The sequence below is a fragment of the Amycolatopsis japonica genome (assembly GCF_000732925.1).
Classification (GTDB): Bacteria; Actinomycetota; Actinomycetes; order Mycobacteriales; family Pseudonocardiaceae; genus Amycolatopsis; species Amycolatopsis japonica.
Window position 1 is genome coordinate 8463443 of record NZ_CP008953.1, and the last position, 19353, is coordinate 8482795.

Here is a 19353-nt window from a genome sequence, read left to right on the forward strand (position 1 = left end):
CTCCTGGTTCGTGGTGGTGAGCGGTCAGTCACCACCCACCCTCTCGCCTATTCTGGAATCAGTCAAGAAAACCCCCCGGACCGGGTGACCCGTACCTCGCGAAAAAAACTTGCACGCGCGTACCAAGTTACGTTCTCATCGGTTCCATGGCCCTCGCTCCGTATCGTCGCGTGTTAGCCGTGCCCGGAGTTCCCAGCTCGATGCTGCTGATGTTCCTGGCCCGGCTCCCGATGACGGCCATGGGCGTGACGATGACGCTGTACGTGGTCAACGACCTCGGCCGCGGTTACGGCGCGGCCGGGCTGATCGGCGCCGCCACCACCCTCGGCAGCGCGATCGGGGCACCGCTCGTCGGCCGGTACGTCGACCGCTACGGGCTGCGCCCGGTGGTCGCGATCTGCGGGGTGGCCTCGTCGACGTTCTGGATCAGCGCGCCGCATCTGCCGTATCAGGTGCTGCTCGCGGTCGCGCTCCCCGCGGGCGTGCTGTCGGTGCCCGCGGGAACGCTCGCGCGGCTGGTGCTCACCGCGCTCGTGCCGCTGGAGCAGCGGCGAGCGGCCTACTCGCTGGACACGATCCTGGTGGAGGCGTCGTTCATGATCGGGCCGTCGGCCGGGATCATGGCGATCACGCAACTCCCCGCGGTCTACGCGCTCACCGGTATCGGGGTCTGCTTCGCGCTTTCGGCGACGTTGATCTACCGGCAGAACCCGCCGATCCGCGCCGAAGCCGACGCCGAGGTGTTCAGCGGGGAGCGGCCGCCCGTGCGGAGCTGGCTCACCGGACGGCTCGTGATGGCGATGTTCATCGCCGCGGGCGCGTTGTTCTGCCTGGTCGGCATGGAGCTCGCCGCCTTGGCGACGCTGCGCGCGAGCGGGGACATCGCCTGGTCCGGACTGCTGATCACGTTCATGTGCGTCGCGTCCGTGCTCGGCGGGGCGATCCACGGCGCGGTCCGGCGGTCGCTTTCGCAGGGCACGCTGATGGTGCTCCTCGCGGTGCTGACGCTGCCGGTCGGCCTGATCGACCACCCGTGGTGGCTGCTGGCGATCGTGCTCTTCCCGAGCAACGTGCTGTGCGCGCCGACGCTCGCGGCGAGCACCGAGACGGTCAGCGCGGCGGCGCCGCCGCGGGTGCGCGGCGAGGCGATGGGCCTGCTGGACGCGGCGAGCCGGATCGGATTGGCGATCGGGAGCCCGATCATCGGGTTCGTGATCGACCATTCGAGCCCCGGTTGGGGGTTCACGGCCTCGGCCTTGGGCGCGCTGGCGATCGCTTCGGTCGGCCTGTTCTGGCGCCGGTCCCGGACACCCGCCCGGGTGCCCGCGCTCACCTCCTCCTGACGCGTTTCGTCCTCTGAACGCGGTCGTTGGCGATACCAACTACCGCATTCAGAGGACGAAATGCGAGAGGGGGCTAGGCGCAGACCTTGCGGAGGGCGTCGAGCCGGTCGAGGTTGCGCTTGGTCCAGTCCGCGATCTTGCCCGCGTCCTGGATGTTCTCCTTCTGCACCTGCAGGTACGAGTCGGCCATGCCGGTGAGCGCGCTCGCGACGTTCTGCTCGCCGACGCTGTTCGCCAGCTCACGCAGCCGCTTCTCCTTGTCCGCGGCACGTTCCTTGATCGTCGCCGGGTCCGGATTGAGGTCGGCGAGGCTGAGCGCCTCGGCGCAGGCACCGACCTTCGTCGCGGCCTTGTTCGTCTGATCGACGGCGTTCGTGACCTCGCTGCAGCCCGCCAGCGCGAGTCCGGCGGCCGCCAGTAGCGCCGCGATTCCCAACCTCTTCATGAAGACCACAGTAGCGAGGAACGTGGGTGGTATGTCGGGTTCCCCGCCACACCACCCACGTTTCAGCCCTTCACGCAGACGACCTGCTTGAGGTGCGCGACCACCTCGACGAGGTCCGTCTGCGCCTTGATCACCGTTTCGATGTCCTTGTACGCGGCCGGGATCTCGTCCACCACGCCGGAGTCCTTGCGGCATTCCACGCCGGCGGTCTGCGCGGCGAGGTCCTCGGCGGTGTACAGCTTCTTGGCCTTGTTCCGCGACATCCGGCGGCCCGCGCCGTGCGACGCGGACTGGAAGGACGACGCGTTCCCGAGGCCGCGCACGATGTACGAACCGGTGCCCATGCTGCCCGGGATGATCCCGAGGTCACCCGAACCCGCGCGGATCGCGCCCTTGCGGGTCACCAGGAGGTCGACACCGTCGTAGGTCTCCTCGGCGACGTAATTGTGGTGGCAGCTGATCGCGTCGTCGAACGTCGTCTGCGGCACGACGTCCTTCAGCGCCTGCTTCACGAGCGCGACCATGGTGGCGCGGTTGCGCGCCGCGTAGTCCTGCGCCCAGAACAGGTCGCGCCGGTACGCCTGCATCTCCGGCGTGCCCGCGACGAACACCGCGAGGTCCGGATCCGGCAGATCCGCGTTGTGCGGCAGCTTCCGCGCGACGGCCATGTGCCGTTCCGCGAGTTCCTTGCCGATGTTGCGCGAACCGGAGTGCAGCATCAGCCACACGCGGCCTTCGTCCTCGCCGCCCTGTTCGAGGCAGACCTCGATGAAGTGGTTGCCGCCGCCGAGGCTCCCGATCTGGCGCGACGCGCGGTCGTGCAGTTCCTGGACGCCGGGATGCAGGTCGCCGAAGGACTTCCAGAAGGCGTCCCAGCCACCGACACCGTGCACCTTCGCCGGGTTCACCGGGGTCTTGTGCAGGCCGAACCCGACCGGGACGGCCGATTCGATCCGGCGGCGGAGCTTCAGCAGGTCGTCGGGCAGGTCGGCGGCGGTGAGCGAGGTCCGCACCGCGCTCATCCCGCAGCCGATGTCCACGCCGACGGCGGCCGGGGACACCGCGTCGCGCATCGCGATCACGCTGCCGACGGTCGCGCCCTTGCCGTAGTGGACGTCGGGCATGACCGCGACGCCGTGCACCCACGGCAGGTTGGCGACGTTGTGCAGCTGTCGCATGGCCTGGTCCTCGACCGATGCGGGGTCCGCCCACATCCGGATCGGAACCCGCGAGCCTTCGACCGCCGTGTACATGACTTTCCTTTCGTGGAAAACGTTTTGTCGTCGTCGAGAATGCACCGATCGGGCGAACCGGACAAGGCAATTATCCGCTCCACAATGGACAGTCCACATGCGACGACGCGCGCCGGGGTGATGTTCATCCCGAAGTCTTCGATCGTATTCGAAAAGTGATCGGCCGCGCGAGGCGCTTCGGGCACAATGAGCGCTCGGTGTCGGGGGTACACCAACTCTGGGGAAGGTCCGTTTCACAGTGAAGTCTTTTCGTGGGCTGCTCGCTGCCGTCCTGCTGGCGGGGTTCCCGCTGCTCGTGCTCGCCTTCGTGGGCGGGATCGTGACACTCGAAGTACTGGCCTTGCAGCACAACGTCATCGCGGCGGTGAAGCTCGGCATCATCACCGTTCCGGTCGGCTGGATCCTGCTGAAGACCCTGCTCACCGTCGAGCGGGTGACCGACGACGACGTACCCGGCGTCCAGGTGACGCCGGAGTCCCAACCCGCCCTCTGGGCGCTGGTCCGGGAACTGGCGGCCGAGGCGGGCACCCGGCCGCCGGACGAGATCTACCTCGATCCGGACGTCAACGCCGCGGTCACCGAGCGCACCTCGTGGCTCGGGCTGCGGGTGCTGCGCCGCCGCATGATCATCGGGGTCCCGCTGATCATGGGCCTGCGCCAGGACCAGTTCCGCGCCGTGCTCGCGCACGAACTGGGGCACTACAGCAACAAGGACACCCGCTTCGCCGCGCTGACCTATCGCGGGCGCAAGTCGATCGCGCGGGTCGTCAACGGCCTCGACCGCGACGGCTACTTCGAACGCTTCGTCGGCTGGCTCTTCAAGCAGTACGCGAAGCTGTACTTCGTCGTCTCGATGAGTGTCTGCCGGGCTCAGGAGCTCGCGGCCGACGCCGTCTCGGCACGGCTCGCGGGTACCGACGCGGCGACCTCGGCCCTGCGCGAGATCGAAGCGCTGGCCGTCACCTGGCGGTTCTTCATGAACAACTACGCAGCGATCGGCTGGGACGCGGGGTATCTCCCGGACCGGTTCGGCGAGGGCTACCGCGCACTGCTCACCGACCCGATTAGGGCGGAGCAGATGGACGAGATGCGCCGGAACCCGTCGGAGGACGAGACCTCGCGATGGGACACGCATCCGGCCACCCGGGAGCGGGTCGCGACGCTCGAAGCGGGAACCCGGATCCCGGTCCGCCCCGGCGGCGAACGTCCGGCGACCGAACTGCTGACCGGCGCCGAGAAGATGCTCGACGAGGCGCTGTTCACCGTCTTCTCCGACGAGGCGCACACGAAACGGCGGACGGACTGGCAGTCGCTGGTCGCCATCGGCCATCGTCACGCCGCCGCCGAAGCGGCCGCCGAGGTCCTCGGCGAACGCACCCTCGACATGGCGCTGGACCTCCTCGACGCGGGCAGGCACGAGGAGCTCGCCGATCCGGACGCGGCGCCGCCCGCCGGTGCAGGCCCGCGCGCTCGCCGGGAGTTCGCCGTCGTCTCGGTCCGCCGACGGCTGGCGGTCGTCGTCCACGCGGCGCTCACCGACGTCGGCGCGGGGCGATGGTCGCTTTCGTGGTCCGGACCGGCGCCGTTCACCGTGGACGAGCCGCTGGACGACCGGCTGGAGCCCGCGCTCGACCAGGCCACCGCGGCCGAATCCGACACCGCCCCGCTGCGTGCGCTGCTGACGGCCGCCGGGGTGCCCGCCGGCTACCGGCCGACTCTCACACTTGTTCGCTCTTAAGGAGTTTCCATGCTTTGGCTGCTCAAATCCCGTGAGCGCAAGGCCGTCTTCGCCATGATGAAAGAGGCGAAACGACGTGGCGTCGAAATCGACGAACTCAAGAACGTGCTGACGCCCGAAGAGTTCGTCGCGCTGCTGCCGCCGGAGAAGCCCAAGTTCAAGGGCAGGATCCCGGACGTCACCCGCTGGGGTCTCCCAGCCGACGGCGAGGTGTCGGCGAAGGAATACTGGACCGACGGGGAGATCCTCGCCGTGCAGGAGTCGACCTCCCGCGGCGATTGGGAAGGCGCCGCCGCGCTGCTGGCGTCGACCCGGGGGAACTGGGCTCGCCGCGATCAGGTGACCGGCGCCCTCGGCGAGGCCGCCGCTAAGGACGACGAGTGGCTGCGCGCGTGGCGGAAGGCCCGCCCCGGCGACCCGGGCGCGGCGCTCGTCAACGCGGCGTCCCTGGTGGACGTGGCTTGGGAAGTGCGCAGCTCGCTGCAGGCGAAGCATGTCACGCAGGAGCAGTTCGCCGCGTTCTTCCGGGTGCTGGAGCGGGCCGAGGAGGCCGTGCACGAGGCGGCCGGGCTCGCTCCCGAAGACCCGACGCCGTGGGTGACCGCGCTCACGATCGCGATGGGTCGGCAATACGAGAACGACGAGTACCGGAAGGTCTGGGCGGAACTCGTCGCCCGCGACCCGCGGCACCGCGGCGCGCACTCACGGGCGTTGCAGTACTGGTGCGCGAAGTGGTTCGGCTCGAACGAGCTGATGTGGGAGTTCGCCGAGACCGCGGCCGCGGAGTCGCCGAACCTGGCGCCGCTGCTGCTGGTCGCGGCGCACGAAGCCGAATTCCAGGACGTTCCCGCGTGGCGTTCCCCGCGGGTGTCCGGCGCGCTCGACGGCATCCTGGCGTTGCTCGACGGCGAAGATTACCCGGAGAAGCGGGGAGACCGGGCGTACCTGGCGAAGGCGCTGGTGGAGAACGGGCGGTTCGACGAGGCCGTCGAGCAGTTCCGGCACTTGGGCACGCGGGCGGACGGCGGGGTTTGGTCCTACAGCGGGGATCCTCGGGGTGAGTTCCTCGCTACGCGGTATGCGGCCTGCGCGGGTGCTGCGCGCGTTTAGTCCTCTGAATGCGTTAACCGCCCGTCCGTACGGATGCAAGGAACGGTCCTTTCCTCGCAAATTTTGCAAGGAAAGGACCGTTCATGGCACGGGTCAGGAGTTCGCGGCGACCAGTTCCGCGATCTGCACGGCGTTGAGCGCCGCGCCCTTCCGCAGGTTGTCGTTCGACAGGAACAGCACCAGGCCGCGACCGCCGTCGACGCCCGGGTCCGTCCGCAGCCGCCCGACGTAGGACGGGTCCTGGCCGGCGGCCTGCAGCGGGGTCGGGATGTCCGACAGCTCGACGCCGGGCGCGCCGGTCAGCAGTTCGGTCGCGCGGGCGACGGAAAGCGGCTGCGCGAACTCGGCGTTGATCGAGATCGAGTGCCCCGAGAACACCGGCACCCGCACGCAGGTGCACGAGACCCGCAGCTCCGGGATGCTCAGGATCTTCCGGCTCTCGTTGCGGAACTTCTTCTCCTCGTCCGTCTCGAACTCGCCATCGTCCACAATGGACCCGGCCAGCGGGAGGACGTTGTGCGCGATGGGCCGCGCGTACTTCTTCGGCTCGGGGAAGGTCACCGCCGCGCCGTCGTGGGTCAGGGCGCCCGCGTTCGCCGCGGCCGCCGCGAGCTGGCCTTCCAGCTCCTCGACGCCGGCGAGCCCGCTGCCGGAGACCGCCTGGTAGGTGCTGGCCACCAGCCGCACCAGGCCCGCTTCGGCGTGCAGCGGCTTGAGCACCGGCATCGCGGCCATGGTGGTGCAGTTGGGGTTCGCGATGATCCCCTTGCGCGCTTCCTTGACCGCCTCCGGGTTGACCTCGCTGACGACCAGCGGGACGTCCGGGTCCATCCGCCACGCCGACGAGTTGTCGATCACCGTGGCACCGGCGGCGGCGAACCGTTCCGCCTGGGCCTTGGAGGTCGAGCCGCCCGCCGAGAACAGCGCGATGTCCAAACCGGACGGATCCGCGGTCGTCGCGTCCTCGATGACGATTTCCCCGTCACGCCAAGGAAGCTTCGAACCGGCGGACCGCGCCGAAGCGAAGTACCGCATTTCGGCGACCGGGAAACCCCGTTCGGCCAGCAGACGGCGCATGACGCCGCCGACCTGACCGGTCGCCCCGACCACGCCTACCCGCAAACCTTCCGACATCAGCGACCACTCCCCGCGTAGACGACGGCTTCTTCGTCGCCGCCGAGTTCGAACGCCTCGTGGATCGCGCGCACCGCGTCGTCGAGCTGCGCGTCCCGGATGAGCACCGAGATCCGGATCTCCGAGGTGTTGATGATTTCGATGTTGACGCCCGACTGCGCGAGCGCCTCGCAGAACGTCGCCGTGACACCGGGGTGCGAACGCATCCCCGCGCCGACGAGCGACACCTTGCCGACATGGTCGTCGTAGAGGACCGACTCGAAGCCGATCTCGTCCTTGATCTTCTCCAGCGACTGCACGGCCTTGGCCCCGTTGGCCTTCGACAGGGTGAAGGTGATGTCGGTGCGGCCCGACGACGTGCTGGACACGTTCTGCAGCACCATGTCGATGTCGATCTCGTTGTCGGCGATCACGCGGAAGATCCGGGCGGCGGCACCGGTGGTGTCGGGTACGCCGGTCACCGTGATCTTGGCTTCGGAGCGGTCGTGCGCCACACCGGTGATCAACGCTTGTTCCACGGGGATCTCCTCGATAGAACCGGTCACCGTGGTGCCCGGCTTGTCACTGTAGGAAGAACGGACTCGGATCGGGACGCCGTAGCGGCGCGCGTACTCCACCGAGCGCAGGTGCAGGATCTTCGATCCGCTCGCGGCGAGCTCCAGCATCTCCTCGTAGGCGATGGTGTCGAGCTTGCGTGCGTCGGACACGACCCGGGGATCGGCGGTGTACACACCGTCCACATCGGAATAGATCTCGCAGACGTCGGCGTTCAGCGCCGCGGCCAGCGCGACGGCGGTGGTGTCCGAACCGCCGCGGCCGAGGGTGGTGATGTCCTTGGTGTCCTGCGACACGCCCTGGAAACCGGCCACCAGCGCGATGTAGCCCTGGTCGAGGGCCTCCGTCACGCGGCTGGGGCTGACGTCGATGATCCGCGCGTTGCCGTGCACCGACGTCGTCACCACGCCGGCCTGCGAGCCGGTGAACGACCAGGCCTCCGCGCCGTGGGCCGAAATCGCCATCGCCACCAGCGAGTTGGAGATGCGCTCACCCGCGGTGAGCAGCATGTCCATCTCACGCTCCGGCGGAGCCGGGTTGACCTGCTGAGCCAGGTCGAGCAGCTCGTCGGTGGTGTCGCCCATGGCGGAGCAGACGACGACCACGTCGTTGCCCGCCTTCTTGGTGGCGACGATGCGTTCCGCGACGCGTTTGATCCGGTCGGCACTTTCCAGCGACGAACCGCCGTACTTCTGGACCACGAGGGCCACGCCCGAACCTCCTCGACGGGCCGGGCGTGCTCCTCGTGGGCACCGAGGAGCCCCCGCGTCCCTTATTTGGGCGAAAGCCTACCGGGGTCACGCACGCCCGCCACCCTCGTAAGTGGTCCTGACCACCACATAGAGGACTTCCCGAAGTAAATCTTCCTTAACACCAACGAAATAGTCGGAGGGCTTTCACTTTAGTGACGGAGAGCACCCCTTGTTATCGTCCGTCGGTGCACAAACCCGCCGAGACAAGTACCCCGATCGCGTCGATCCTGGCCGCCAGGTGGAGCCCGCGCGCCTACGACGAGGCCGCCACGGTGTCCGAAGACCAGCTCCGCGCGCTGCTCGAAGCGGCTCGCTGGGCGCCGTCGTTCGGCAACACCCAGCCCGCCCGCTACCTGGTCGGCCTGCGGGGCACGCCGTCGTTCGACCGCATCCTCTCGACGCTGAACTCGGGCAACCGCGCGTGGGCCCATCGCGCCGGGCTGCTGCTGATCGGCGTGATGGTGACCACGAACGAGAAGGGCGACGTCCCGTACGCCGAGTACGGGCTGGGCCTGGCGAGCGAGAACCTCGTGCTCCAGGCCGTCGACCTCGGCCTGATCGCACACCAGATGGCGGGCTTCTCCGCCGAAGCGGCGAAGGACTTCTTCGGCCTCCCTGACGACGTCGTCCCCAAGGTCGCCATCGCGGTCGGCCACCCCGCGGACCCGTCGGTGCTCGAAGAGGACTGGCGGATCGAGCGCGAGAAGGCGCCGCGCGAGCGGATTCCCCTGGCCGAGTTCGCCTACGCCGACGCCTGGGGCACGAGTGCCTTCTCCGGGTGAGGGAGCCATCGCAGAGCGAGAACCCCTAGCCCGGCGTGCAGCAGGCTGAGCACCGCCACGGCGGTGTGCAGGCCGGCGACGAAGGCCTCCTTCGCGTCAAGAGCGGCCGCAGGCGCGATTTCGAGGGTTTCCCCGAGGGTGGGCGCGAGATCCGGTCCCGTCAGGCGGAACACCAACGCGGCGAGCGAGCCCATGAGCGCGATACCCAGCGCGTTGCCGATCTCGTTGCTGGTCTCGGCGATCGCGCCCGCGGCTCCGGCCCGTTCGGCGGGCACCGCGGCGACGGCCGTGTCGGCCACCACGCTGAACGAGATGCCGTAGCCGATCCCGGCGACCACCGTCGACGCGACGTACCAGCCCGCCCCGCCCGTGACCCCGGTCATGAGCAGCAGCGCCAGCCCGGCGGCGATGGAGAAATGGCAGGCGACCAGCGCGGTTCGCTTACCGACGCGGTCGACCAGCGCGGGCGTGACGACGCACATGATCGTGAGGACGGCCGCACCGGGCAGCGCCAGCAGCGCCGCGTGCAGGACGGGTAGGCCGAGCACGGACTGCAGGTGGATCCCCGACAGGTACGCGGCCGCCGACCACGCGGCCAACGGCACCAACCCGGTGACGATCGCGATCGTGAAGACGCGGTCGCGGAACAGGGAGAACTCGATCAGCGGATGCTCCAGACCGCGCTGCCGCCGGACGAACCACGTCAGCAGCACGGCGCCGGCGACCGCAGAGGCGACCGAAAAGACGGAGAGACCGTCGGCGGCCGCGTGCTTGATCCCGTAGATCGCGAGCAGGAGACCGGTGGCGGAGAGCACCACGCTCAGCACGTCGACCCGGCCCGTCCCGGCGGTCCGCACCTCGCGCAACAGCACCGGCGCGAGCGCCAGGAACACCGCGATCACCGGCAGGTTGACCAGGAAGACCGAGCCCCACGGGAAGCGTTCCAGCAGGATCCCGCCGACGACCGGGCCGATCGCGAATCCGGCGGCGAACGCGGCCGCGAAGATCCCGATGGCGCGTGCCCGTCGTCGCGGATCGGGGAAGAGTTCGCTCAGCACGGCCAGCGCGGACGGCAGCAGCGTCGCGCCCGCGAGCCCCATCAGCGCGCGGAAGGCGACGAGCGTTTCCGGATTCGGGGCGAAGGCCGCGCCCGCCGAGCCGATGCCGAACACGGCGGCGCCGATCATCAGCAGTTTCAGCCGTCCGTACCGGTCGCCGATGGCGCCGAACGCGATCAGCAGCGAGCCGACCGCGAACCCGTAGACGTCGAGGATCCACAGCGCCTGATCGGCCGTGGGCGTGAGGGCCTGGCCGATCCTGGGCATCGCGAGGAACAGGATCGAGCCGTCCATCGAGACCAGGAACACCGGGCAGAGGATCACCAGCAGGCCGAACCAGGCGCGGGTGTGCTGTCGTGTCATGCCCTTGACGCTGTACCGGCTTCGAAACCGCAGCCATCCCCGTGCCATGGGTACACCTCGCGGGTACACCCACGCGGCGGGCGAAGTACTTAGGCTCGGAGTCATGGAAAGCCTCGGCGTGTACCTCAAAAGCCGTCGTGACCGGGTGACCCCCGCCGACATCGGCCTGCGCACCTACGGCACGTCGCGCCGCGTGCCCGGACTGCGCCGCGAGGAACTCGCCCAGCTCGCCGGAGTGAGCGCCGGGTACTACACGCGGCTGGAACAAGGACTTGCCGAGACCGCTTCACAGCAGGTGCTCGACGCGCTCGCCCGCGCGCTGCGGCTCGACGACGTCGAGACCGCGCACCTGCACAACCTCGCGCGGAGGTCCTCGCTCCCGAAGCTGTCCGACCCCGGCCCGGAAGAACCGCATCCCCGGGTGCTCGCGCTGCTGGAGAATCTCGGCGAGACCGTGCCCGCCGTCGTGCTGGGCAGGCGCGGCGACGTCCTCGCGTGGAACCGGGCAGGCCACGTGCTCACCGCCGAACACCTCGACTTCGGCTCGCCGTCGGATCCCGCGCGGCGGCCGTCCGTGCCGCGGATGTTCTTCCTCGACCCGCTCACCAGGGACCTGTTCGACAACTGGGCCGAACTCGCCCGCGTCCACGTCGCCTATCTGCGGTTGACCGCCGGTCGCCATCCGACCGACGCCCGGCTGGCCGCGCTCATCGGCGAGCTGACCATGCGCAGCGACGAGTTCGCGACGCTCTGGGCGACCGGCGACGTCGCCGACTGCACGGTCGGCGCCATGTGGTTGCGGCATCCGACGGTCGGCGCGCTCGGCGTCGACTATCAGGTGTGGCTCCAGCCCGACAGCCCCGACCACCGGCTGGAGATCTACACCCCGAAGGACCCGGCATCAGCCGACGCGGTGAAGATCTTGACCCGGTTCGATCGCTAACCTGGGGTTATGGGGGCAGTTCGCGCGTTGATCCGCAACGAGTCACGCACGATGGCCGGACTCTGGCTGTATCTCGGCCGCCGGAAGGACGGCATCGACGGGGACGCCGTCGCGGTGCCGTACGGCTCGGGCGGCAAGCCGATCTTCATCGTCTTGGCCGTGGTGAGCGCGTTCGAAGCCGGCCTCTTCTGGCTGATCGACTTCGGTCTCGTCGTCGACATCCTGCTGCTCGTCCTCGGCGTGTACTCGGCACTGCTGGTGTTCGGGGTCTACGCCGGCACCGTCGTCCGGCCGCACGTGATCTCGTCGCGCGAACTGCGAGTGCGCTACAGCTCGTTCTACGACGTGCGGATCCAGAGGGAGAACATCGTCGCCCTGCGGCACCTGAAGGAAAGCCACGATCCCGCCAAGGCGAAGGCGTTTCGCGACGAAACCTGGCTACGTCACGACAACTTCTACGAGACGAACCTGGTCGCCGAATTGCGTGAGCCGATCACCGTGACCCGGCCGCTCGGGGCGACCGAGACCGTCCGCGTCGTGAAATTCCAGGCGGACGACCCGAAAGCCGCCGTCGAGGCGTACGAAAGGCTCGGTGTCAGCTGAGCGTCGACGTCCGGTTCACGATCGTCCTGGCGACTTCGATGACGCTTTCGTCCAGGGCGTAGGCACGCGCGTGAATGAGGGCGAGCGCGTCCGAAGCGGTGCAATCCTGCGTGGCCATGACCATCCCCGTGGCATGGTGCACCACGATCTCGAGGTCCAGGTCACCGAACAACGGATGGACGGGGAGCCCGTCTTCCGCGTCGAGCCGGGTGTCCGGATGCAACGCGGTGGCGGTGAGCGCGTCGGCCACCAGTTCCGTCGAACGGGCGATTTCGGCGTCCGGTTCGGGTTCGGGCCGATACGCGGTGAGGGTGCCCAGCGGCGCTTCCCGCAGCCCGAGCCGGGCCGACACCACCGCCCGGACCCCGAGTTCCTTCGCGGCGGGCCCGAACCGGGGCCACCGGCTCGACAGTTCCCGCTCGGCGCAAACGCCGGGCATTTCCCGGGAGGGCCCTTCGCCGAAGACGCACTCCAGGTCGTTCGCCCTGGCGGCGACGGGATCGGACACGACGACGGCCGCGGTCCCGGGGCCGCTGAACAAGGTCACCGCGAGGCTCCGGACGCCGGCGTTCTCGGCGACCGCGGCCAGGAACGCCGGCGGGACGTCCGCCCGCCCGGCGGCCCAGTCCTTCACCGCGGCGACATAACCGGCGTGCAGATCGGCCGCCGCCCGGTGCCTGCCCTCGGTGGCGCGATGGAGTTCCGCCATCCTCCGGTGGAACGGTCGCATGGGTTCGACGGCCGTTTCCATGAGGATTTCGTGCCGTAAGGCCACCCCCGCGGCGCGATCCGCACGCCCTCGTTCGGCCTCGACCAGTTCCCGCAGGGCCGACTGGTCGTACCGGCCACCGGTGCCGTCCCACATGAGGCGAGAGTACGCCCGCGACCGCCCCGCGGATGTGACCCGGATGGCTGAGTGGGGCGGCTTCCGTGACCGCGGCGAGAGGACTAGCGTTGGCTGCCCCCAAGGAAGGCCGATTTTTGATGCGGAATCGCGAAAAATGGGTCGCCGACACGTTGGTGGAGCTGGCGGACACTCTCGTCCCCGCGTTGGATCCGGCGAATTACTGGCTCTGCGTGGCGGATCGATACACCCAGCTGATCGCTTCGTCGTCGGTGCATCTGACCGCCTCCGGCGACCGCCACGTCGTGGTGGACACCGACGAAAGACTCGAGGCACCACCGCTCGGCGATCTGTTCGCCGAAGAAGGGCCGGGCGTCGAGAGCGAGGCGAGCGGGAAGCCGGTCGTCAACGTGCTCCTCGACGACGCGACGTCACGCTGGAGCAGATTCGCCCCCGCCGCGCTTTCCCTCGGCTATCGGTCGGTGCACGCGTTCCCCTTCAGCCGCCGCGAAGACGCGCTCGGCTCGGTGACGATCCTGACCACGGAGACGACGCCGCTGCCGCCGACCGAGCTGAGCATCGCGAGCGCGCTCGCCGACGTCGCGACGATCGCCATGCTCAACCACCGGACGATCGACGGGCTGACCACGACCTCACGGCAACTGCAGGGCGCGCTGTCGAGCCGGGTGATCATCGAACAGGCCAAGGGATTGCTGTCCGCCCGGCTGGAAGTCAGCGCGGAGGGCGCGTTCCGGGTGCTGCGGCGGTACGCCCGCAGTCACAACATGCGGATCGGCGACCTGTCCGAACGGCTGATGAGCCGCCGCCTGACGGTCGCCGACCTGGTCCCCCATGGCGACGACCTCACTCCCGCCGCTTCTCCATCAGCAGCACGACGCCACTTCCGGGCCCGCCCAGCGGCGAACAACTGACGGAGGCGGCGAAGGGCCTGCCCTTCCGGTCGACCGCGTCGGTCTCGACCGGGAGCGCGCGGTGGCCGGTCTCGTTGCAGATCTCGACCATGTCGCGGAGCCCGTCCGTCGGCAGGCCGAAGTCGAGCGTGAAGAAATCCGCCCGGTAGACCTCGTCGGCGCGCATCCCCCACAGGTCCTCGGCGCCGCGGTTCCAGCTGCGCACCAGAAGATCGCTGTCGAGCACGACCACTCCGGCGGCGACACTGGACAGCACCCCTTCGAGGAAGGTGCGTGCCTCGTCCAGCTCGGCGGTGCGGATCCGCAGCTCCTCGTTCATCGTCTCGAGTTCCTCGTTGCCCGACTGGAGTTCCTCGTTGGTGGTCTCGAGTTCCTCGTTGGTGGACTGGAGTTCCTCGTTCGTCGTCTCGAGTTCCTCGATGCTCGACTGGAGTTCCTCGTTCACGGTCTCCAATTCCGCGTTGGTCGATTGGAGTTCCGCGTAGGCCGTGGCGAGGTCCTCTTGCACCCGTTTGACCTCCTGCTGGAGCCGGGTGGCCTCGGTGGTGTCGATGAGGGTGATCGCGACGCCGAGGTCCTCGCCGTCACTGGTGAGCAGTGGCTTCACGATGACGTCGAAATACCGTGCCTCACCGTCGTTCTTGTCCCATCGCACGGCGTTGACCCGGACACTCCGTCGCTCGCTGTGGGCTCTGTCGACCATGGACCCGAGGTCGATCGGCCGAGAGGAGATCTCCAGCTCCCCGAACAACGTGCCCACCTTGTCCGGGGAAAGCCCGAACTGCAGCCTCGCCGCGCCGTTGATCAACGCGACCGTGCCGTCACGGTCGATGACCAGCACCGAATCGGGTGAGGACGCCAAGGCCAGTTCGACCACCTGACGCCGATTGAATCTTCCCGCCTCGGAAGCGGGCAAGAGGTCGAATCGCGCCGACTTCGCCGACCCCACCCCGTTCTGGATCCGGAACACCCGGTTGCGCATGTCGGTGACCTCGAACCGGGAACCGTCGGCGAGCAGCATCTCGGCCTTGCCGAGGAAAAGGTGACCGCCTTCGTTGAGCGCGAAATGGAACCGCTCGATGATTTTCGTCTGCGCTTCGACGTTGAAATACATCAGGGTGTTGCGGCAGACGAGCAGATCGACCCGCGAGATCGGGGCGTCACGGGTGATGTCGTGCCTGCCGAAGATCACCCGGCGACGGAGGTCGCGGCGGAAGGCGAACAAGGCGCCGTTCGGTTCGAAGTACTTCGACTTCACCTCGTCGGGAAGTTTTTCCAGCGCTTTGAGGGAGTACACGCCGGCCCTGGCCTCGCGCAGGGCTTCCTCGTCGACGTCGGTGCCGTAGATCTTGACCCGTTTGGTGCAGGCCTCGATCCCGAGGTGTTCGGCGAAGATGATCGCGAGGGTGTAGGCCTCCTCGCCGCTCGAACACCCGGCGCTCCAGATCCGGATGTCCTGGTCCGGGTCGGCCTTGGCGATCAAGCCGGGGACGACGGCCGTCCGCAGGTACTCCCACGCCGCCGGGTCGCGGAAGAAACCGGTGACGTTGATCAGAATCGTGTTGAAGAGTTCCTGGAACTCGTCGGCGTTGCTTTCCAGGAAATCCCGGTAATCCGCGTACTTCTCGAAGTTCACCGTCTGCATCCGCTTACGGATCCGGCGGCCGAGCGACGTCCGCTTGTACCCGGTGAAATCGAATCCGCGGGAATCGTTGATGAACGTCAGCAGCGATTCCAGCTCTTGCTCGTCGTCGGACCCACCGGCATGCACGATCACAGCGATCTCGTTCCTTCGATCAGGGCCACCAGCGCGGCCGCGATCCCCTCCAGCGGCAGCGTCAGATCGACCGCCACGGCGTTCAGCACGGCCTGTGGCATGCCTTTGAATTCCGCGGTACTCGGATCTTCGGCGACCACGGTACCGCCACGCGACGAGACCGCCCTCGCGCCCGCCGAGCCGTCGGAACCGGTCCCGGTGAGCACGCAGACCAGTGCCGCGGCACCGCAGGCCACCGCGACGGATTCGAAGAGCAGATCGGCCGACGGGCGGACGAATCTCACCTTGTCCCGCGTCGACAGCCGGAGTGCCCCGCCGGACCCGACCAGGAGATGGCGGTCCGGCGGGGCGATGTAGGCGGTACCGGGCTCGGCCACGTCGCCGTCCTCGGCCAGCTTGACCCGCAACAGCGACCGCCGGTCGAGAAGCTCGGCGAGCACCGTGTCGTGGTGGGGATCGAGGTGCTGGACGATGACCACGGGCACCGGGAAGTCCACGGGCAAGGCCTTGAGCACCGTGAGGAGTGCCTTGACTCCGCCCGCCGAAGCCCCGATCGCGACGATCTCGTAGGGCACCGCCCGCGCGAACATCTTCCGAGCGTAATGCTCCGAGACTAAGCGGAACCGCCCACACGCCGGATGATCTTCGCGAGGATCCCGGTGACGACCATCCAGAAGATCGCGGCGATGCCGTAGTTGACCAGTACGCGCAGCTTGGCGTCTTCGGGCATGAAGAGATCCTTGAAGCCCAGCAGCAACCCGTCGGCCCAGCCGCGGACGAAGGACACGATGCCGTTGTCCGGGTTCGCCTCGCCGATCACGAAGACGACGTGCAGCACCAGGATGGCCGCGAAGATCAAGCCGACCCAGCGGACCACGCTCGCCAGAATCCCGGCCGCGCGGCTGCCGCCCGCTCGCCAGTCGACCTTGCGCCTGGTCGCCTGATCAGCGGTTTCCTTCTCTTCAGCGTGCTCGCCCATGCCGGGCAGTGTGGCACGCCGCCTGGTCCGATTGCTACCCGCGAGTAACCCGAATGGGCGCCACTGTGGTCACGGTTCGATCGCGGCCCGGGTTTCCCTTCGGGAGATCGCGCGGTTAAGGTGGCGTCGTGGCTCGAGCTCTCCTGCTTCGCTGCCGCGACGGGGCCTGATCGGACCGGCTCCCCGTCGCGGGGCTTCGTGGTGCCGGTCGTCGCACCCGATTCTTCAGGAGAACCGTCCCCTCATGAGCATTCGCAAGCCCACCCGTCCTGCGCCTTCCGAGCAGGCTTCGTGGAACACCCAGCGCGGCACTTCGATGCCCGTACACCGCTATCGCCCCTGGTACGACCTGGTCGAGGACATCTCGCTGCCCGACCGCACCTGGCCGGACAAGCGCATCGAGCGCGCGCCGCTGTGGTGCGCCGTCGACCTGCGTGACGGCAACCAGGCCCTGATCGACCCGATGTCGCCCGCGCGCAAGCGCAAGTTCTTCGACCTGCTGGTCCGCATGGGCTACAAGGAGATCGAGGTCGGCTTCCCGGCGGCGTCGCAGACGGACTTCGACTTCGTCCGCGAGATCATCGACGAGGGCGCCATCCCGGACGACGTCAGCATCCAGGTGCTGACCCAGTGCCGCCCGGAGCTGATCGAGCGCACCTTCAAGGCGCTCGAAGGCGCGCCGCGCGCGATCGTCCACATCTACAACTCGACCTCGATCCTGCAGCGTCGCGTCGTGTTCCGCGAAGAGCGCATCGGCATCACGAAGATCGCTTCGCAGGCCGCTGAGCTGGTCGTCGACTACGCGGCGAAGCAGCCGGACACCGACTTCCGCTTCCAGTACTCGCCGGAGTCCTACACCGGCACCGAGCTGTCGTACGCGCTCGAGGTCTGCAACACCATCACGGAGATCTGGCAGCCGACGCCGGAGAAGCCGGTGATCCTGAATCTGCCCGCGACCGTCGAGATGGCGTCGCCGAACGTCTACGCCGACTCGATCGAGTGGATGCACCGCAACCTGGACCGCCGCGACTCGGTGATCCTGTCGCTGCACCCGCACAACGACCGCGGCACCGGTATCGCCGCCGCCGAACTGGGCTTCCAGGCCGGCGCGGACCGGATCGAAGGCTGCCTGTTCGGCAACGGCGAGCGCACCGGCAACGTCGACCTGGTCGCGCTGGGCATGAACCTGTACAGCCAGGGCATCGACCCGCAGATCGACTTCTCCGACATGGACGAGATCAAGCGGACCGTCGAGTACTGCAACCAGCTGCCGGTGCACGAACGCAGCCCGTGGGCGGGCGACCTGGTGTTCACCGCGTTCTCCGGCAGCCACCAGGACGCGATCAACAAGGGCCTCGACGCGATGAAGGCCGCCGCCGACAAGGTCGGGACGCCGGTCGACGAGCACCCGTGGGAGGTCCCGTACCTGCCGATCGACCCGAAGGACATCGGCCGCAACTACGAGGCCGTGATCCGGGTGAACTCGCAGTCCGGCAAGGGCGGCGTCGCCTACATCATGAAGGCCGAGCACCAGCTCGACCTGCCGCGGCGCCTGCAGATCGAGTTCTCGAAGGTCGTCCAGCGCCACACCGACACCGAGGGCGGCGAGGTCGACCCGGCCACGATGTGGAACGCGTTCTCGGCCGAGTATCTGGAGCTGAAGACGCCGCTGGAGCTGGTGCGCCAGCACGTCCGGGACAACGGGGACGGTGAGTACGACATCACCGCGACCGTGCGGGTCGAGGGCGACGAGCACGAGGTCACCGGACGCGGGAACGGCCCGATCGCGGCGTTCTTCGACGCGCTGTCGACCGTCGGGTTCGACCTGCGGCTGCTGGACTACAGCGAGCACACGCTCTCGCCGGGCGACGACGCGCGCGCGGCGTCGTACATCGAGTGCGCGATCTCCGACCGGGTGTACTGGGGCATCGGGATCGACCCGTCGATCGTGACCGCTTCGCTGCGGGCCGTCGTCTCGGCCGTGAACCGGGCGAACCGGTAGTTCCTCAGTACATGAAGGCCCCCTTCCTTGCGCCTAGGCACAGGAAGGGGGCCTTCATGTACTTCTACAGGCCTTTCACGGCGGCCAGGACGTCGGCCGGGTCGGTGCGCGTGGTGTAGTCCGGGTGCACGTCGATGTACCGGATGACGCCTTCGCCGTCCACGACCAGGACGGTCGGATACGGCAGCTCCCATTCCGCCGCCCCGTTGATCTTCTCGACGTCGCCGATGAGCGTGTCGAACGCCGGTTTCGTCTCCGGGGCCAGCCGGAACGTGATGCCGAGCGCGCGCCCGAGCTCGTTGTCCACATCGGACAGGACGGCGAACTCCAGGTCCTTTGTGGACAGCGAGCCGTCCGGCAGCTGCGGGCTGACCGCGACCAGCTTCACGCCCAGTTTCTCCAGCTCCGGCACCAGCTCCTGCTGATACGTGCGCAGCGCCAGGTTGCAGTACGGACACCACGCGCCGCGATAGAACACCACGACCGCGGGCCCGTCCGCGACCCGCACCCGATCGCCACCGGCGTCCGGCAGCGCGAGGTCCGGCATCGGCGTCCCCGGTTTCGCGGCCGCCTCGGCGACCACCCCCACGAACGTCGCGCGGTCGGCCTTGAGCACCTCGGCGACCTCCGCCGGAACGTGGCTCGCGACGGACTCCCGCAGCTCGGCGAGTTCGGTGTTGAGATCCCCCATGGTCGGCTCCTTTGGTTGTACTGATCGGTACAGTGGAGCCGACTGTACT

18 protein-coding genes are annotated in these 19353 nt (G+C 68.4%); 8 read left to right on the forward strand and 10 right to left on the reverse strand.

The window, feature by feature from the left end:
* The first annotated feature begins 200 nt into the window (after positions 1–200).
* Positions 201–1343, forward strand: a complete 1143-nt coding sequence (locus AJAP_RS39330; RefSeq protein WP_038521115.1) for an MFS transporter — start codon at positions 201–203, stop codon at positions 1341–1343.
* A gap of 73 nt (positions 1344–1416) precedes the next feature.
* Here the strand turns inward: AJAP_RS39330 and AJAP_RS39335 are convergent, their stop codons facing one another.
* Positions 1417–1788: a hypothetical protein gene (locus AJAP_RS39335; protein ID WP_037336230.1), complete on the reverse strand. Its 372-nt coding sequence runs from the start codon at positions 1786–1788 to the stop codon at positions 1417–1419.
* Between the two features lie 62 nt (positions 1789–1850).
* Positions 1851–3041, reverse strand: coding sequence for an RtcB family protein (locus AJAP_RS39340; RefSeq protein WP_038521118.1), 1191 nt, complete (start codon positions 3039–3041; stop codon positions 1851–1853).
* 238 nt (positions 3042–3279) lie between these two features.
* On the opposite strand from AJAP_RS39340, the gene AJAP_RS39345 reads away from it, so the two are divergent.
* Positions 3280–4779 (forward strand): M48 family metallopeptidase, encoded by a 1500-nt coding sequence (locus tag AJAP_RS39345; RefSeq protein WP_038521120.1) that lies wholly within the window; start codon positions 3280–3282, stop codon positions 4777–4779.
* 9 nt (positions 4780–4788) lie between these two features.
* The gene (locus AJAP_RS39350; RefSeq protein ID WP_038521123.1) at positions 4789–5889 is read left to right on the forward strand and encodes a DUF4034 domain-containing protein; all 1101 of its coding nucleotides are present in this window, start codon (positions 4789–4791) and stop codon (positions 5887–5889) included.
* Between the two features lie 93 nt (positions 5890–5982).
* Here the strand turns inward: AJAP_RS39350 and AJAP_RS39355 are convergent, their stop codons facing one another.
* Together AJAP_RS39355 and AJAP_RS39360 are read right to left on the reverse strand one after the other, a co-directional pair.
* On the reverse strand, positions 5983–7023 hold the full coding sequence (locus tag AJAP_RS39355; protein ID WP_038521126.1) for an aspartate-semialdehyde dehydrogenase: 1041 nt from the start codon (positions 7021–7023) through the stop codon (positions 5983–5985).
* Positions 7023–8288 (reverse strand): aspartate kinase, encoded by a 1266-nt coding sequence (locus AJAP_RS39360; protein ID WP_037334984.1) that lies wholly within the window; start codon positions 8286–8288, stop codon positions 7023–7025. Before AJAP_RS39360 ends, AJAP_RS39355 begins: the two co-directional genes overlap by 1 nt.
* 227 nt (positions 8289–8515) lie before the next feature.
* On the opposite strand from AJAP_RS39360, the gene AJAP_RS39365 reads away from it, so the two are divergent.
* Positions 8516–9112, forward strand: a complete 597-nt coding sequence (locus AJAP_RS39365; RefSeq protein ID WP_038521129.1) for a nitroreductase family protein — start codon at positions 8516–8518, stop codon at positions 9110–9112.
* Here the strand turns inward: AJAP_RS39365 and AJAP_RS39370 are convergent.
* Complete coding sequence (locus AJAP_RS39370) at positions 9073–10533, reverse strand: MFS transporter (protein ID WP_038521132.1); 1461 nt, start codon at positions 10531–10533, stop codon at positions 9073–9075. The genes AJAP_RS39365 and AJAP_RS39370 overlap by 40 nt on opposite strands.
* A gap of 103 nt (positions 10534–10636) precedes the next feature.
* Here AJAP_RS39370 and AJAP_RS39375 point away from each other — a divergent pair, with 103 nt between their 5' ends.
* Both AJAP_RS39375 and AJAP_RS39380 read left to right on the forward strand, forming a co-directional pair.
* Positions 10637–11476: a helix-turn-helix transcriptional regulator gene (locus tag AJAP_RS39375; protein WP_038521135.1), complete on the forward strand. Its 840-nt coding sequence runs from the start codon at positions 10637–10639 to the stop codon at positions 11474–11476.
* A 9-nt stretch (positions 11477–11485) separates the two neighbouring features.
* A complete protein-coding gene (locus AJAP_RS39380; RefSeq protein ID WP_228694805.1) occupies positions 11486–12079 on the forward strand; it encodes a hypothetical protein in 594 nt (197 codons plus the stop codon).
* Here AJAP_RS39380 and AJAP_RS39385 read toward each other — a convergent pair.
* On the reverse strand, positions 12072–12944 hold the full coding sequence (locus AJAP_RS39385; RefSeq protein WP_038521140.1) for an ANTAR domain-containing protein: 873 nt from the start codon (positions 12942–12944) through the stop codon (positions 12072–12074). The genes AJAP_RS39380 and AJAP_RS39385 overlap by 8 nt on opposite strands.
* Positions 12945–13063: 119 nt before the next feature.
* On the opposite strand from AJAP_RS39385, the gene AJAP_RS39390 reads away from it, so the two are divergent.
* Positions 13064–13855, forward strand: coding sequence for an ANTAR domain-containing protein (locus AJAP_RS39390; protein ID WP_051972739.1), 792 nt, complete (start codon positions 13064–13066; stop codon positions 13853–13855).
* Here AJAP_RS39390 and AJAP_RS39395 read toward each other — a convergent pair.
* Genes AJAP_RS39395 through AJAP_RS39405 form a run of 3 tightly spaced genes read right to left on the reverse strand, consistent with a single transcriptional unit; the run spans position 13788 to position 16611 of the window.
* Positions 13788–15632: a CheR family methyltransferase gene (locus AJAP_RS39395; RefSeq protein WP_084098498.1), complete on the reverse strand. Its 1845-nt coding sequence runs from the start codon at positions 15630–15632 to the stop codon at positions 13788–13790. The two genes, AJAP_RS39390 and AJAP_RS39395, sit on opposite strands and share 68 nt — an antisense overlap.
* Positions 15629–16222 (reverse strand): chemotaxis protein CheB, encoded by a 594-nt coding sequence (locus tag AJAP_RS39400; RefSeq protein ID WP_038521143.1) that lies wholly within the window; start codon positions 16220–16222, stop codon positions 15629–15631. The genes AJAP_RS39395 and AJAP_RS39400 overlap by 4 nt, the downstream gene beginning before the upstream one ends.
* Positions 16223–16245: 23 nt before the next feature.
* Complete coding sequence (locus AJAP_RS39405; protein WP_038521146.1) at positions 16246–16611, reverse strand: hypothetical protein; 366 nt, start codon at positions 16609–16611, stop codon at positions 16246–16248.
* 244 nt (positions 16612–16855) lie between these two features.
* On the opposite strand from AJAP_RS39405, the gene leuA reads away from it, so the two are divergent.
* On the forward strand, positions 16856–18613 hold the full coding sequence (gene leuA, locus AJAP_RS39410; protein WP_038521149.1) for a 2-isopropylmalate synthase: 1758 nt from the start codon (positions 16856–16858) through the stop codon (positions 18611–18613).
* A 64-nt stretch (positions 18614–18677) separates the two neighbouring features.
* On the opposite strand, the gene AJAP_RS39415 is transcribed toward leuA, so the two are convergent.
* The gene (locus tag AJAP_RS39415) at positions 18678–19304 is read right to left on the reverse strand and encodes a peroxiredoxin-like family protein (RefSeq protein ID WP_038521152.1); all 627 of its coding nucleotides are present in this window, start codon (positions 19302–19304) and stop codon (positions 18678–18680) included.
* Positions 19305–19353 lie beyond the last annotated feature (49 nt).